The organism is Dactylosporangium sp. CA-052675 (genome assembly GCF_050947935.1).
GTDB lineage: Bacteria > Actinomycetota > Actinomycetes > Mycobacteriales > Micromonosporaceae > Dactylosporangium.
Window position 1 is genome coordinate 6,079,326 of sequence record NZ_CP192010.1, and the last position, 14,365, is coordinate 6,093,690.

9 protein-coding genes are annotated in these 14,365 nt (G+C 74.9%); 3 read left to right on the plus strand and 6 right to left on the minus strand.

Features of this window, described 5'->3' with window-relative positions; all coding sequences use genetic code 11:
• Window positions 1-55: 55 nt before the first annotated feature.
• Both ACQP1P_RS27150 and ACQP1P_RS27155 read right to left on the minus strand, forming a co-directional pair.
• Window positions 56-1,420 carry an endo-1,4-beta-xylanase gene (locus ACQP1P_RS27150; protein ID WP_433074313.1) on the minus strand — a complete coding sequence of 455 codons (1,365 nt, stop codon included), beginning with the start codon at window positions 1,418-1,420 and terminating at the stop codon, window positions 56-58.
• Window positions 1,421-1,745: 325 nt separating this feature from the next.
• A complete protein-coding gene (locus ACQP1P_RS27155; protein WP_433074316.1) occupies window positions 1,746-2,783 on the minus strand; it encodes a LacI family DNA-binding transcriptional regulator in 1,038 nt (345 codons plus the stop codon).
• Between the two features lie 215 nt (window positions 2,784-2,998).
• Between ACQP1P_RS27155 and ACQP1P_RS27160 the strand changes: the two genes are divergently transcribed.
• Window positions 2,999-4,546: a sigma-70 family RNA polymerase sigma factor gene (locus ACQP1P_RS27160; protein ID WP_433074319.1), complete on the plus strand. Its 1,548-nt coding sequence runs from the start codon at window positions 2,999-3,001 to the stop codon at window positions 4,544-4,546.
• A gap of 80 nt (window positions 4,547-4,626) precedes the next feature.
• On the opposite strand, the gene ACQP1P_RS27165 is transcribed toward ACQP1P_RS27160, so the two are convergent.
• Both ACQP1P_RS27165 and ACQP1P_RS27170 read right to left on the minus strand, forming a co-directional pair.
• On the minus strand, window positions 4,627-6,087 hold the full coding sequence (locus ACQP1P_RS27165; RefSeq protein WP_433074322.1) for an endo-1,4-beta-xylanase: 1,461 nt from the start codon (window positions 6,085-6,087) through the stop codon (window positions 4,627-4,629).
• Window positions 6,088-6,211: 124 nt separating this feature from the next.
• Window positions 6,212-9,205, minus strand: a complete 2,994-nt coding sequence (locus ACQP1P_RS27170; protein ID WP_433074325.1) for a hypothetical protein — start codon at window positions 9,203-9,205, stop codon at window positions 6,212-6,214.
• Between the two features lie 122 nt (window positions 9,206-9,327).
• Here ACQP1P_RS27170 and ACQP1P_RS27175 point away from each other — a divergent pair, with 122 nt between their 5' ends.
• Window positions 9,328-9,561: a hypothetical protein gene (locus tag ACQP1P_RS27175; protein ID WP_433074328.1), complete on the plus strand. Its 234-nt coding sequence runs from the start codon at window positions 9,328-9,330 to the stop codon at window positions 9,559-9,561.
• Window positions 9,558-12,230, plus strand: a complete 2,673-nt coding sequence (locus ACQP1P_RS27180; protein WP_433074330.1) for a hypothetical protein — start codon at window positions 9,558-9,560, stop codon at window positions 12,228-12,230. Before ACQP1P_RS27175 ends, ACQP1P_RS27180 begins: the two co-directional genes overlap by 4 nt.
• Here the strand turns inward: ACQP1P_RS27180 and ACQP1P_RS27185 are convergent.
• Window positions 12,203-12,610: a hypothetical protein gene (locus tag ACQP1P_RS27185; RefSeq protein ID WP_433074333.1), complete on the minus strand. Its 408-nt coding sequence runs from the start codon at window positions 12,608-12,610 to the stop codon at window positions 12,203-12,205. The two genes, ACQP1P_RS27180 and ACQP1P_RS27185, sit on opposite strands and share 28 nt — an antisense overlap.
• A 164-nt stretch (window positions 12,611-12,774) precedes the next feature.
• Complete coding sequence (locus ACQP1P_RS27190) at window positions 12,775-14,232, minus strand: arabinofuranosidase catalytic domain-containing protein (RefSeq protein WP_433074336.1); 1,458 nt, start codon at window positions 14,230-14,232, stop codon at window positions 12,775-12,777.
• Between the last annotated feature and the right edge of the window lie 133 nt (window positions 14,233-14,365).

The following is a 14,365-nucleotide window of genomic DNA, read 5'->3' on the forward strand; positions in this document are numbered from 1 at the left end:
TGCCAACCGCACGGCCACGCGATCGGGCGTCGCTTCCAGCCCGATGTGCGCGATGTCAGGCGGCCGAGCAGGCCGGGTTGAGGCCCGAGGCGGTCCCGGTGGCCTGGAAGCCGAACTCCGTGTACTGCCCGGCCTCGACGTGCCCGTTGTAGGACACGTTCGTCCAGGAGTTGCCGGAGCGGGTGACGTTCCAGGAGCCGGTGACGGTCGCACCCGACGGCACCGGCAGGGTGACGGTCCAGCCGTTGATGGCGGACGAGCCCGCGGTGACCCTGACGGTGGCGACGAACCCGCCTTCCCACTGGTTGACGGATACGGTCGCGGTGCAGCCGTTGCCCGTCCCGCCCCCGGGCGAGGAGCTGACCGGCGGCGGGGAGCTCACCGGCGGGGTGGACACGGTGCTGCCCGGGCCGTTGAGGGCGTTGAGCGTGGCGGTGTACGCGGCCTTCTTGTTGCCGTTGGCGTCGAACAGCAGCGGGTTCTCGCCCGTGCGCCACGAGTCGCTGTCACGGATGCCCCAGGTGGTGATTCCCGCGCACCGCGACACGTTCAGGCACGCCTTGACCACGTTGGCGTAGGCGGTGGCCTGGTTGGAGCCGGAGATGTCCAGCTCCGTGATCTGCACCTCGACCCCGAGGTCGGCGAAGCGCTGCAGGTTCGCCTGGTAGTCCGACGGCGGCAGCCCGCCCAGGTGCGACTGGAACCCGACGCAGTCGATCGGCACCCCGCGCGACCTGAAGTCCTTCACCATGTTGTAGACGCCGGTGCTCTTCGCGTTGATGCCGTCGGTGTTGTAGTCGTTGTAGCACAGCTTGGCGCCCGGGTCGGCGGCCCGCGCGGCCCGGAACGCGGCCTCGATCCAGTCGTTGCCGGTGCGCTGCAGGTTCGAGTCGCGCCGCCCGCCGCTGTTGCCGTCGGCGAACGCCTCGTTCACCACGTCCCAGGCGTAGATCTTGCCCTTGTAGTGCCCGGCGACGGTGGTGACGTGGTTCATCATGGCGCTGCGCAGCGCACTGCCGGACATGTTCTGGGCCCAGCCCGGCTCCTGCTGGTACCAGAGCAGGGCGTGGCCGCGCATCCGCTGCCCGTGGGCCTGGGCGTGGGCGACGATCTGGTCGGCGCCGGTGTAGCGGAACTGCCCCTGCGTGGGCTCGGTCGCGTCCCACTTCATCTCGTTCTCGGGCGTGATCATGTTGAACTCGCGGTCGAGAATGCCGGTGTACTGACTGTTGCTCAGCTTCCCCGCGGCGACGGCGGTGCCGAAGTACCGCCCCTTCTCCGCCGCCGAGGCGCCGAGCGTGCTGCCGGCTTCCGCACCGGAGGCGAGGGCGACGGCGGCGCCCGCGGCCACGGCGCTCACCGCGGCGAGCGTGACGGCGAGGCGCAGACGGCCGCGGCCGCCGCGGATGGTTCGGGTCATGAGGGAGGGTCCCCTTCCGGGTCTGACCGATGCGGCCGGACGGGCGCATCGGCGGGCGCCACGATCCGGACGAATGACATTCGCGAATGTCCATGGTCACACGAAGGGCGTCAATGCGCAGACGGCGCGGTCCCGCCCGCCCGCCGGCCACGGGCGCGCCCGCAGAGCGCGAAACGCGGGCGAACACGGCCACTCGGGCGGCTCGAACGCGCTGAAAGTTTCAGCGCGCGGCGCCGTGCCGCCGCGCACCACGAGACCGCGCCGAGCGTTCCGGCGGCCGGCGACCCGAACGCGACCCGAACGCGACCGGAACGCGCCGCACGCTTCAGCAGGCGGCCGGTGGCGCCGTGCTGCCGCGCACGACGAGGGCGGCGCCGAGTTCGACCCGCGTCTGCGCCGGGCGCTCGCCCACGGCCAGGGTCATCACGAGCCGCGCCGCCGCGGCGCCCATCTCCGCGAACGGCTGGCGCACCGTGGTCATCGGCGGACCCGCCCAGGCGCAGTGCTCGATGTCGTCGAAGCCGACGACGCTGAGCTGCTCCGGGATGCTCAGGCCGCACATCCGCGCCGCCTCGTAGACGCCGAGGGCCTGCAGGTCGTCGCCGCAGACCACGGCGGTCGGCCGGTCGGGCCGCCGCAGCAGGTCCAGGCCGAGGTCGCGGCCGTCCTCGAAGGTGAAGACGCCGCTGCGCAGCAGCCCCTCGTCGAACGGCACCTCGGCGGCGTCGAGCCCGGCCCGGAAGCCGTCGAGGCGGGCCCGCGCGGCGAGGTCCTTGACCGGCCCGGTGATCACGCCGATGCGCCGGTGCCCGAGGCCCAGCAGGTGCCGGGTGGCGGCGAGGGCGCCGCTCCAGTTGTTCGAGCCGACGGACGGGACCGGGTGCACGTCGCCGATCGGGTCGAGGGTCACGACCGGGATGTCGCCCGCGTCGAGCAGTTCGAGGTGTTCGTCGGTGAACCCGGCGAACGCGGCGATGACCCCGACGGGCCGGCGCAGCAGCAGCGGCTCGATCCACGACTGCCCCGCGGCGGCCCGGCGCGCGATGTCGGTGACGCTCACGGTCAGGTCCCGGGCGGCGGCCACGTCCTCGATGCCGCGGACGACCTCCAGCGCGATGTAGGCGAGCATCCCGGAGAACAGCACCTCGACGCCCGCCGTCCCGGGCGCGGCGGCCGGCCGGCGATAGCCGTGCTCGCGCAGCAGGGACTCCACCCGCCGGCGGGTGGAGTCGCCGACCCCGGCCCGGCCGTTGAGCACCTTGGAGACCGTGGGCTGGGAGACGCCGGCGAGCTGGGCGATCTCGGCCACGGGCAGGTCACCGCGCCAGCGCACGCGCGGGGGCGGCGAGTGCCTGTCGATCACATCGCGCAGTGTACGGGAGCCTTCGCGAAAAGCGTTATGCCCGCGCACCGCTCATGGTCGCCCCGCGGCGCGGCGCCGGCATCCGGATCGTGCGCGCCGGCCCGGCCCGCGCACATATTCGCGAATGTCACGGGCTGGGTTGCTTGACAACGTCCCGGGCGGTATGCCGAGATGGACACCCGGCTCCCTCGACCGCAACGGCCGGTGATGGCATCTTGGCAACGACGAAGGCCGGCCGGACTTCCCTGGTCGCGGCGGCGAAAGCGGGTGACGAGCGCGCGCTCGGCGACCTCCTGGAGGCGCACCTGCCGCTGGTCTACACCATCGTGCGCCGCGCCCTCGCCGGGCATCCGGGCGCCGTCGACGACGTGGTCCAGGAGACGATGCTGCGCGCGCTGCGGCAGCTGCCGTCGCTGCGCGAACCGGACAGCTTCCGCTCCTGGCTGGCCGCGATCGCCGTCCGGCAGGCCGGCACCTATCTGCAGCGCGAGCGCATCACCGCCGGGCGGCGGGCGCCCCTGGACGCGCTCACCGACGCGCCGGACGCCGACGACTTCGAGGACCTCACCGTCCTGCGCGTGGAGCTGTCCGGGCAGCGGCGGCAGGTCGGGCAGGCGGTCGGCTGGCTCGACCCCGACGACCGCGTGCTGTGGTCGCTGTGGTGGCTGGAGATCGCCGAGGAGCTGACCCGCGCCGAGCTCGCCGCCGCGCTCCGCGTCGGCGTCGTGCACGCCGGCGTGCGCATCCAGCGCATGCGCAACCGGCTCGAGCAGGCACGGTTGCTCGTGGCGGCGCTGGACGCCCGGCCCCGCTGCCCGTGGCTGGACACGGTCGTCGCCGGCTGGGACGGCATCCCCGGCCCGCTGTGGCGCAAGCGGATCTCCCGGCACACCCGTTCCTGCGTGGCCTGCGCCCGGGCGGCCGAGGGGATGGTCGGCACCGAGCGGCTCCTGACCGGCTTCGCGCTGTTGCCGGTACCGTTCGCGCTCACCGGCGCCCTGACGACCCACGACACCGTCATCGGGGCCGGCGCCGGCACCGCGTACCGGGCGCTCGTCAAGGCCACCGCGAGCGGCTCGGCCAAGGCGGGATGGGCGGCCGGCCTGCCGATCGCGAAGCTCGTCGTCGCCGGCTCGCTGGCCGCCGGGGTCGTGGCCGCCGCCGCGACCTGGCCGGGGAGTGAGCCCTCGCCACCGTCCGCGGCGAGCCCCTCCGGCGGCGCCCCGCCGTCATCGGCGCCGGCGCCGTCGCCGTCGGCGCCGGCGCCGTCGCCGTCGCCGTCGGCGCCGTCGGCGGCGCCGTCGTCGCCGGCTGCGGCGCCGCCCTCGGCGCCGGTCACGTTGCGTCCCGGGCCGGTGTCGCTCGAGTTCGGGGCGACCGCCGGGCGCTACCTCGGCACCGACGGGCAGCTCGGCATCCTCGTGGAGCCCGGCACCGCATCCTCGCGGCAGCGGGCCACGTTCGAGGCGGTGCCGGGCCTGGCCGACGCGGCCTGCTACTCGTTCCGGGCCGCCGACGGGCAGTACCTGCGCCACGCGTCCTGGCGGCTGCGGCTGAGCCACAACGAGGGCACGTGGCTGTTCCGCGGCGACGCGACGTTCTGCCCGCTCGGCACCGGTGGCGGCGACGTGATGCTGGAGGCGTCGAACTACCGCGGGTACTTCATCCATCGCGAGGGCGACCAGCTGTGGGTGCGGCAGGCGGACGGCACCGCGGCGTTCCGCACCGACAGCACCTTCCGCGTCCGGCCCCCGCTGGCGTAGGCCGGTGCGGCGGCGGGGACTCCACCGCCACACCGGCCCGGTGCCATGCGCTCAGCCCCCGGGCTGCAGCGCTCGTGCGCTCAGCTCAGGCTGAAGCGCTGGTTCGCCCCGCCCCAGCAGTCGTAGAGCTGGACCTGCTGGCCGTTGCCGGTGCCCCAGACGTCCAGGCAGCGCCCGGACTGCACGCCGGAGATGGTGCCGTTGGAGTTGACGTTCCACTGCTGGTTCGTCTGGCCGTTGCAGCTGTAGATCTGGATCGCCGCACCGTTGCCGGACCCGGCGGCGTCGAGGCACATGTTGCCGTACACCTGCAGCTGCTTGCTGGACGTGTACGTCCAGGCCTGGTTGCTCTGGCCGTTGCAGTCGTAGAGCTGGACCCGGGTGCCGTTGGTGTGCGACGCGTTCGGCACGTCGATGCAGCGGCCCGACTGCGCGCCGACGATCCGGCCCCCGCCGCCGCCCCCCGTCGTGGGCGTGGGCGATGGGGACTGGGTGCCGCCGCCGGTCGGCGAGGTGGTCGGCGAGGTGGTCGGGCCGGCGGCGTTGAGGGCGTTGAGGACCGACGTGTACGCGGCCTTCTTGTTGCCGCCACCGTCGAACAGCAGCGGGCTCTCGTTCGAACGCCACGAGTCACTGTCACGCACGCCCCACACCGTGATACCGACACAGCGCGACACATTCATGCACGCCTGCGTCAACCCGGCATACTGCGACGTCGACGCATTCGTCACATCGACCTCAGTCAACGCCACATCCACCCCGAGCGCCGCGAAACTCGACAACGTCGTCTGGAAGTTCGACGGCAGCGAACTACCCCCGGTGAAGTGCGTCTGCAACCCCACACAGTCGATCGGCACACCACGGGATTTGAAGTCCCGGATCATGTTGTACACACCCTGCGTCTTGCCGTACGACCAGTTCTCGATGTTGTAGTCGTTGTAACACAGCTTCACCGACGGGTCCGCGTTCCGGGCCGTCCGGAACGCCACCTCGATCCAGTCGTTGCCGGTGGCCTGCAGGTTGGACTGGCGGCGGCTGCCGTCCTCGTTGAACGCCTCGTTGACCACGTCCCAGTAGGCGAGCTTGCCCTTGTAGTGGGCCATCACCCCGTTGATGTGGTCGATCATCGCCTGGCGCAGCGTGCTGCCGCTGATCCCGCCCCACCAGCTCGGCTGCTGGGAGTGCCACGCGAGGGTGTGCCCGCGGACCTTCATGCCGCGCTGCGTGGCCCAGTTGTAGATCTGGTCGCCGGAGCTGAAGTTGAACTGCCCGCGCTGCGGCTCGGTGGCGTCGGGCTTCATCTCGTTCTCGGCCGTGACCATGTTGAACTCACGCCCGGCAATGGTGGTGTACGTCGAGTCGCCGAGCCGGCCCGCGGCGATCGCGGTGCCGAAGTACCGCCCGGACTGCGCCGCCGCCGCCCCGAGCGTGCTGGCGGCGGCATTCGCGTTCGGAATGGTCATGATCGCGCCCGCCACGGCGACGGCGGCGACGGCCCCGCCGATCACCGCCTTGACGCGCAACGATCGTCTGGTTGCCACGATGGGCCTCCTTCTCGGTCCCGGGGCCGGGTCGCCGCCCACCGCACGCGGGCAGGCGGGAGCCGCCGCGCGTGCGCAGGGGGTGTCGGTGGGCTGCATGACCCGGACCACAGAACGGTGGGCTTCAATGCGATGCCATGCTGGCACGGGCCGTCGGCGGCGAGCAAGAGTTTCCGGAATACTTTCGGAAGGTCTCGCGGCGCGAAAGGGCCTCGCAACACGCCGGAGGTGCGAAGAAGCGGACCTCCGGCCGGAAGTTTCGAAGTTTCGAGACTGAAAGTTTCGGACGGCGGCGAATGGTGCGGGCGAGCGCGGCAACCGTTCCTCGGCCCTTCGGCCGGACGATCAAGACCGAAGGGTGGAGCCGTCCGGCCCCGCACATGGGTATCGAGGGTACGTGAGCACCAGCGATCGGCCCCGGCACGTCGTCCTCACCGAGAAGACCACCGAAATCATCGCCAGAAGCCGGTACCTCCAGCAACGAGCGGCCATGGCGATCCAGGCCGCCGTCCGCGCTCGCCGATCGCTGCGCCCCGGATACCTCGCCCGCACCGACGCCGGACCCGAGGTGAGCCTCGACGCGGCGGCCGGACCCGAGCCCCTGACTCCTTCGACGGGCTGACCGGGCGGCCCCGCTCCGGGCGATCCACTTCGTGGGAGCGATCCCACGCGGCGTCCGGGGTCCGGCTATGGTCTGCGCGTGCTGGCCGTCGTCTGGAGCGCCATCCGCACCCGCCGTGGTCCCGCCGTGGTCATGGCGGTGCTCGTCGCGCTCACGGCGGGCGCGCTCGCCGCGGCGGGCCGGTTCGCCGAGCGGGAGGCGGCCCGGGTCACGGCCGCGCTGATCGCCGCCGCCCCGCCGGCCCAGCGCACGATCGCCGTGCGCGGCGCGATCGCGCTCGGCGCCGACCCGCACCAGGCGCTGGAGCGCTTCCGCGCGACGACCGAGTCGACGGCGGGGCTCGCGCTGGAACGGGCCCTGGCCGGGGTCCAGCTCCCGGGCTTCGTCGCGACGCCGGCCGGGGAGCGGGTCACGACCGAGCTGCGGTACCGCGACGACGGGTGCGCGGGCCTCACGCTCGCCGGCCGGTGCCCGGCCCGGGCCGGCGAGGTGGTGCTGCCCGCCGCCCTGGCCGAGCGGCTGGGCACGACGACGGTCCAGCACTCCAACGCCCTCGGCCGGCAACCGCTCACGCTGACCGTCGTCGGCACGTTCGAGCAGCCCGGCGACTATGCGATCACCACCCTCGACACGATCGCCGCGGCCGGGGTGCCCGCCTACGCGACCGAGGACCTGCTCCTGCCCGCCGCGCAGTTCGGCCGGGGCGACCCCGCCCCGGTGGCCGCCGCGGTCGCGCGGCTGCAGCGCAACTCCCTGGAGGTGAGCCAGAGCGCCGAGGCGCTGAGCCGGGCGGTCGCCGCCGAGCGGTACGCGGTCACCCACGGCATCGTCGTCGCCGCCGTGCAGCTCGCCGCGATCGGGTGGATCGCGATCGGGGTCACCGCCTGGTATGCGGCCGAGGGTCGCCGCGCCGACGCGGCCCGCATCGCACTGCGCGGGGCGCGACGCTGGCGGGTCCTCGCCGCGACCTCCGGGCAGAGCGCGCTGCCCGCCCTCGTCGGCGCCGCCGTGGCGGGGAGGACCGGGCTCGTCGTCGGGGCCGGGGCGCTCGTGCTCATCGTGGCGGCCGACTGGCGGCTCACCCGCGCCCCGGTGCAGCGGCTGCTGCGGTCCGCGCCGCCGCGCCGGGCCGCGCTCGCCGGGGCCGCGCTCGACCTCACCGTCGTCGCCCTCGCGGTCGCCGCCGGCTACCAGTCCGCGGTCACCGGCGAGGCGCCCGTCGACGGCTTCGGCCTCGAACTGCTCACCCCCGTCCTGCTCGCCACGGCCGCCGCCGTGCTGCTGACCCGCCTGCTGCTGCCGCCCGCCGTCGCCGCCGGGCGCGCGGCCCTGGCCCGGGGCCGGGTCACCGCCGGGCTCAGCGCGCTGTTGCTGGCCCGGCGCGCGTCGGCGTACCGGATCGTGCCCGTCCTCGCCGCGGCCGCCTGCGTGAGCGGGGTCGCCGCGCAGGACTGGGTGCGGGCCGACGCCGCGCGGCTGCACCGGGCCCAGGCCGAGGTCGGCGCCGACCGGGTGCTGGAGATCGCGCCGGTACCGCACGACCGCCTCCTGTCCGCCGTCCGCGCCGCCGATCCGCGGGGCCGCCACGCCATGGCCGTCGTCGTGGCGCACGCGTCGGGCCCCGGCCCGCGGATCCTCGCCGTCGACTCGTCCCGGCTGCGGGCGGTCGCCGCGCTCGACCCCGGACCCGCGATCGAACGGCTGCGCCCGCCCGCCCCGCCGCCGATCGTGTTCACCGGCACCACCCTCACGCTGCGGGCGGCCGGCGGCGGGACGGTCGCCGTGGGCCTGACCCTCGCCGTGAACGGCACCGGGGAAACGGTGCGCGCGGACTTCGGGGCGATCGGCGGCGACGGGACGTACGACTCGGACATCACGGCGTGCGGGAACGGCTGCCGGGTCGTCGCGCTCGATCTGCGCGGAGACCCGGGAGCGCAGCTCGATCTCGCGGAGCTGCGGGCCGACGGGAAGGTGGTCCTCGACGGGGCCGCGTTCGCCGATCCGGCGCGGTGGCGGACCACCGTCGGCGCCGCGGCCACCGGGCTGCAGCGGCTGCGCGGCGAGGGCCGGATGCGGCTGGCCACCATCGCACCGGACCGCGCCACGGAGGTCGACCAGCACCTGTACGTCGTCGACGCCCCGCTGCCGCTGCCGGTCCTGGGCACCCCGGGCAGCCTGCGGGAGCCGGACCAGAGCGGCACCGCCGAGCTCACCGTCGCCGGGGTGGCGCTGCCCGTGCGACCGTCCACGGTGGACGGGATGCCGGGCGTCATCCTCACCGACCTGGAGTACGCGGACCGGCTCACCACCGGGCTCACGCCCGCCCAGGGCGCCCGGGCCGAGGAGCGCGACCAGGTGTGGCTGGCCGCCGGCGCGCCGCCGGACATCGCCGACCGGCTCACCGCGGCGGGCCTGCGCATCACCGGCGGCGACTCCGTGGCGGCCGCCCGGGACCGCCTCGCGCGCCTCGGCCCCGCCGCCGCGCTGCGCTTCCACCTGCTCGCCGCCGCCGTCGCGCTGCTGCTCGCCGGGGCCGCGCTGACCGTCGTCGCGGCCGTGCAGCGCCGCCAGCGCCGGGCCGAGGCCGAGGCGCTGCGACGGCAGGGGTTCCCGCGGCGGTGCTGCGCGCCGCCGGCCGGTGGTCCGCCCTGGCGCCCGTGGCCCTGGCCCTGGCGATCGGGCTCGTCGCCGCGGCGGCGGCCCGCGGGCTGCTGCGCTCGCCGGTGCGGCCGTTCACCGACGGCTGGCCCGTGCATGAGCCGCCGGTTTCGGTACCGGCACTGCTGGCCGCCCTCGCCGCCGCCACGGTCTGCTTCGCCGCCGCCGCGCTCGGCTCGGGAGGCCGCCGATGATCGCGCTCACGCTCGCCATGCTCCGGGCCCGCCGGCGCCCGGCCGTCGCGCTGTTCCTGCTCGCCGCCCTCGCCTCGGCCGCGGTCGCGCTCGCACCCGTCTACCTGGCCCGCACCGAGGAGGGCATCGTCGCCGACGAGGTCGCCGCGGCCCGCCCGGACGAGCGCGCCATGCTCGTCTCCGCCACCGTCGAGCCCAACGGCGCCGGCACCATGGACGACCGCTTCGAACGCAGCGGCGCCCGGCTGCTCGACGCGCCCGGCTTCACGCGCGTGTTCTCGGCGTCGTTCGTCGCGCAGCCGGCCGACGAGCCCGCGGTGTTCCTGGACGGCACGCGGCAGGTGACGTTCCGCGACGACCTCTGCGAGCACGTGACCGTCCACGAGGGACGGTGCCTGATGGGCCAGGGCGACGCCGTGCTCAGCGAGCAGACCGCGCAGCGGTTCGGGGTGCGGCTCGGCGACCCGCTCGTGCTGCGCTCGTCCTCCTACAACTCGACCACGAGCCAGTTCGTCGCCGACGGCGCGCCCGGCTACCTGACCGTGGTCGGCATCGTGCGCCCGATCGCCGGGCCGTACTGGGGCCGCGGCCGCACCGACGCCGCCGTCTACGTCGACCGGCGCACCTTCGGCGGCTTCACGCGCACCTCGGAGCTGCAGACGTTCGACGCGTACCCGCAACCCGGCGCCATCCGCGTCGCGACCCTGCCGCGGCTGCGCGCCTGGCTGTCGCAGGTGGACCCCGGGGACGGCGGCGGAGAGGCCTCGATCGGTCTCGGCGCCCTGCTCGACCGCATCGACGCCGCCCTCGCCGCGGCCCGCGAGCCGGTGCCGTTCGCGGCCGTGCCCGTCGCGCTGCTCGGCGGGGCCGTGCTCCTCTTCGCCATCGCGACCGGCGCCCGGGCGAGCCGCTTCGAGCACGGCGTCGTCGCGCTGCGGGGCGCCCGCCGGCCCGGCCGCTGGTGGCTCGCGATCGCCGAGCCGGTCGTGCCCGTGCTCGCCGGCGGCCTGACCGGCAGCCTGGTCGCCGGGGCCGGGGTGCCGGTGGCGCTGCGGTACGGGGCCGCCCTCGCCGCCGCGGTGGTGCTCGCCGGGGCCGTGGTGGCCGTCCGGGCGATCTCGGCACCGCTGAGCGACCTGCTGCGGCGGGTGGACCGGCGGGGCGCCCGGTGGCGGTCGGCGACCTTCGACACCCTGGTCGTGCTGCTCGCCGTCGTGGCCGTGGTGCACTTCCACGCGTCCGGCGACAGCGTGTACGGCGTGGCCCCCCTCGCCCCGGCACTGCTCATGCTGGCCGTGGCCCTGCTCGCCGCGCGGGCGATGCCGCTCGTGGCCGCCCGCGCCGCCGCGGCCGCGCTGCACCGCGGCCGCCCGGTCGCCGCCCTCGCCGCGCTGCGCCTGGCCCGCCAGCCGTCCGGCCGCCGCCTGCTGAGCGTGCTCGTCGTCGCCGTGGCGCTCCTGGGCTTCGCGGCCACCGGCGTCGCCGTCGCCGCCGCGAACCAGTCCACGCGGGCGGCCATCGCGGTCGGCGCCGACCGGGCGCTGACCCTCGGCCCGGTCACCCGCCAGCGCCTGCTCACCGCCACCCGTGCGGCCGACCCTTCCGGACGTTTCGCCATGGCCGTCGTCCCGCTGCAGGGCCTGCTCGCCGTGGACGCCACCCGGCTGTCCCCGGCCGGCTTCGCCCGCGCACTGCGCCCGTTCCCGGCAGCGGCTCCGGTCGCGGTGCACGGCGGCACCGTGGCGTTCGACATCACCGCCACCCGCCTCGACGACCTGACCCCGGACCTCACCGCGCACCTGGCCCCGCTGGACGGTTCGCCCGGCCTCGAGGTGCGCCTCGGCCGCCTTCGACCGGGCCGGCACGTGTACTCCCAGCCGGCCGCCTGCACCGCCGGTTGCCGGCTCGCCGATCTCGACGTCGACCTGCCCGGCACCGCCGGCCCGACCGTGGTCCTGACCCTGCACGCCCCGCCGACCCGCGACTGGCGCACGCCTCCGGACGGGTCGGTCACCGCGGCCCCCGACGGCGTCACGTTCACGCTGCAGGCCGGCGCCCGCCCCGACGCGGGCCTCCTGCGCCCGGCCGGCGTCCCGGACAGCATTCCGGTGATCGCGACCGCGCCGCTGGACGGCCCCCTGATGGTCTTCGACCGCACTCCGGTGCCGGTCACGGTCGCCGCGACCGCCCGCACGCTGCCCCGCCTCGGCGCCCATGGCACCCTGATCGACCTCGAGTACGCCGATCGCCTGGCCGGCGACTCCGGCGTCACCGACAACGCCGAGGTCTGGCTCGCCGCCGGCGCTGCACAGTCCATCGTGGACGCGCTCACCGCCGCGGGCCTGACGGTCACCGGTGAGCGCACGACCGCCGGCGAGCGCGCGCTGCTCGGCCGCGCCGGCGGTGCCCTCGGCATGCGGTACTCGCTGCTGGCGGGCATCGCCGCGGTGGCCCTGGCCGCGGCCGGCCTCCTGGTGACGACGCTGGGCGCGAGCCGCGCGGACCTCGTCGCCCTGCGCCGCCAGGGCGTGCCGGCGCGCGTGACGCGGCGCGTGGAGCCGGCGACGCTGGCGGCCCTGGTCCTCTGCGCACTCGTGGTCGGCGCGGCGGCGGCCGCGGCGGCGTGGTTCGCGATCGGCCGCTACCTGCCCGCTGTCGCGCCGGTCTGATGCGGCGGCGCATCCCGGCGGGCCCGGCGGTGCGCGATCGCGGCCATGAGGAAGATGCCGCCGCCGAGGGCGAAGTACGCGTCGATCGCACTGCCCGACCACATCGTGTAGGCCGAGGGGTGGGCGACACCGAGCTCCTGCTCGTACGTGAGTCCGGTCAGGCCGTTGCGCACCAGGCCCGTGGTGCGCAACGCGGTGTCGAGCAGGCCCGAGGCGCCGCGCAGCACGAGCAGTACGCCGCCGATCCAGCAGCACCCGGCGAGCACCCACGCGGGGACCCGGCGGCCCCAGCCCTGGTGGAGCGCGAGCGGGACGACCGCGCCGAGGACGAACATGGCGCCCACCACGACGGTGAAGACCCACATCGTCGCGCCGCGCACGTCCGGAACGGTCGTCGGCGCGTCGCCGAAGCCGAAGATGACCAGCTCCTTGCCGCGGGAGGGCGTCCCGCCTCGGCATCCTGTCCTCGAAACCCAAGACGAGACAGCCCTCCGAGCTGTGACACGCGCACGGCGACGACCCGCGCACCGACCCGCGAGCACCGTCAGCGGTATCCGGCGGCGACGATGTTCGCCTGCACCGCGCCGTCGGTGGCGTCGGACGGGTAGCCGGAGACCATCGCGCCCTCGTAGAACGTGCCGGCGCTCTGGTTCGTGTTCGTCGCGCAGCAGTCGCCGCCGCTGCCGAGCACGATGGCGCCCTGCTTGCGCATCGGGCTGTAGCCGCGGGGCAGGGCGCCGTCCCAGAGCGTGGTCAGGCTGCCGGACTGGGCGTTGCTGCCCTTGATGGCGAAGCGGGAGGTGCCGTTGTTCTTGAGCATCGCGGTGACGAACTTGCTCGTGAAGGCGCGCTGGTTCGGGTTCCACGACGAGCTGCCGCCCGGGTAGAGGCCGTACTCGAGATCCGCCTGCACCCACGGCCCCGTGCCCGAGCAGCCGCCGAACCAGCAGCTCGTGCCGAAGTAGATGGCGTCCATGGCCCCGGCCCCGTCGGCACGGCGCGTGGTCTCGCTGTTGCCGTAATCGAAGCAGCAGCCGCTGTTGACGTGCGTGCCGCTGGTGATCATGTACATGCCCTCGGGGGCGCTGCCCGTCGGCACGCCGGAGCCGGATCCGTTGTGCCAGTAGCTGTTGCCGGCGTTGATGTAGAGCGAGTAGGCCTTGCTGCCGCCCACCGTCAGCGACTCGCGGGTCGCGCTCGCCGGGGTGTCGGCCCCGCCGGCCCCGCCGGGCCCCTGGTAGGCCAGGTCGTTGCCGTGGCCGGACTGGTCGAACAGGATCGTGACCACGCACGAGGTGCCGGCGCAGAACGAGTCCTGGGCGGAGGCGTTGGCGGCGCCGCCGCGGGTCAGCACGCCGATGTTGCGCGTGGTGTTGTCGGAGGAGCGGCGGATCTGGTACAGGTTGCCGCTGTACGAGCCGTAGAGCGCCCGCACCGTGCTGTGCGCCGCGACGCAGGGCGTGCCCCCGGCCGCGTAGATGTCGCACGGGCCGGTCGGGCCGGGCGGCGCCGGCGTCGAGGTGCTCGCACTCGGGCTCACGCTCGGGCTCGCACTCGGGCTCGGTGATCCGCTCACGCCGCCGGTGCAGGTGATGCCGTTGAGCGCGAAGGCGGTCGGGGCGGGGTTGGTGCCGGTGGAGCTGCCGTTGAAGCCGAGGCTCACCGTGGCACCGGTGGCGATGGCGGCGTTGTAGGCGGCGTTGGTGACGGTGACCGCTGCCCCGGACTGGGCCGCGGTGCCGTTCCACAGCTGGGTGATGGTCTGCCCGGCGGTGAAGGTCCAGGTGAGCCGCCAGCCGTCGACCGGGTCGCCGAGGTTGGTGACGTCGACGGCGGCGCCGAAGCCGCCCGGCCACTGGTTCGTCACGGTGTACGTGACCCGGCAGCCGGTCGTCGCCGCGGACGCGAGGTGTGTGCCGGCCAGGCCGGCGGCGGCGACGGTCAGCGCGGCGGTGAGGGCGACGAGCGGCCAGCGCCGTCGCCGGGTGGAGGGTTCAGCCATCGGGGTGTCCCTTCTGGGGCTCATACGATGTCATCGTGTGAGCGCTCACAATGCGTCGCCGACGGTGCCAGAAATGCACCGGCAATTCAAGGGCACGTCCCCGCCGCGATCGTCGCCGATCAATCAATCGCAA

Excerpts from the sequence above, each read along its gene's own strand:
- ACQP1P_RS27150 (WP_433074313.1), bottom strand. The coding sequence starts at position 1,420 with ATGACCCGAACCATCCGCGGCGGCCGCGGCCGTCTGCGCCTCGCCGTC.
- ACQP1P_RS27180 (WP_433074330.1), top strand. The coding sequence starts at position 9,558 with ATGATCGCGCTCACGCTCGCCATGCTCCGGGCCCGCCGGCGCCCGGCC.
- ACQP1P_RS27190 (WP_433074336.1), bottom strand. The coding sequence starts at position 14,232 with ATGGCTGAACCCTCCACCCGGCGACGGCGCTGGCCGCTCGTCGCCCTC.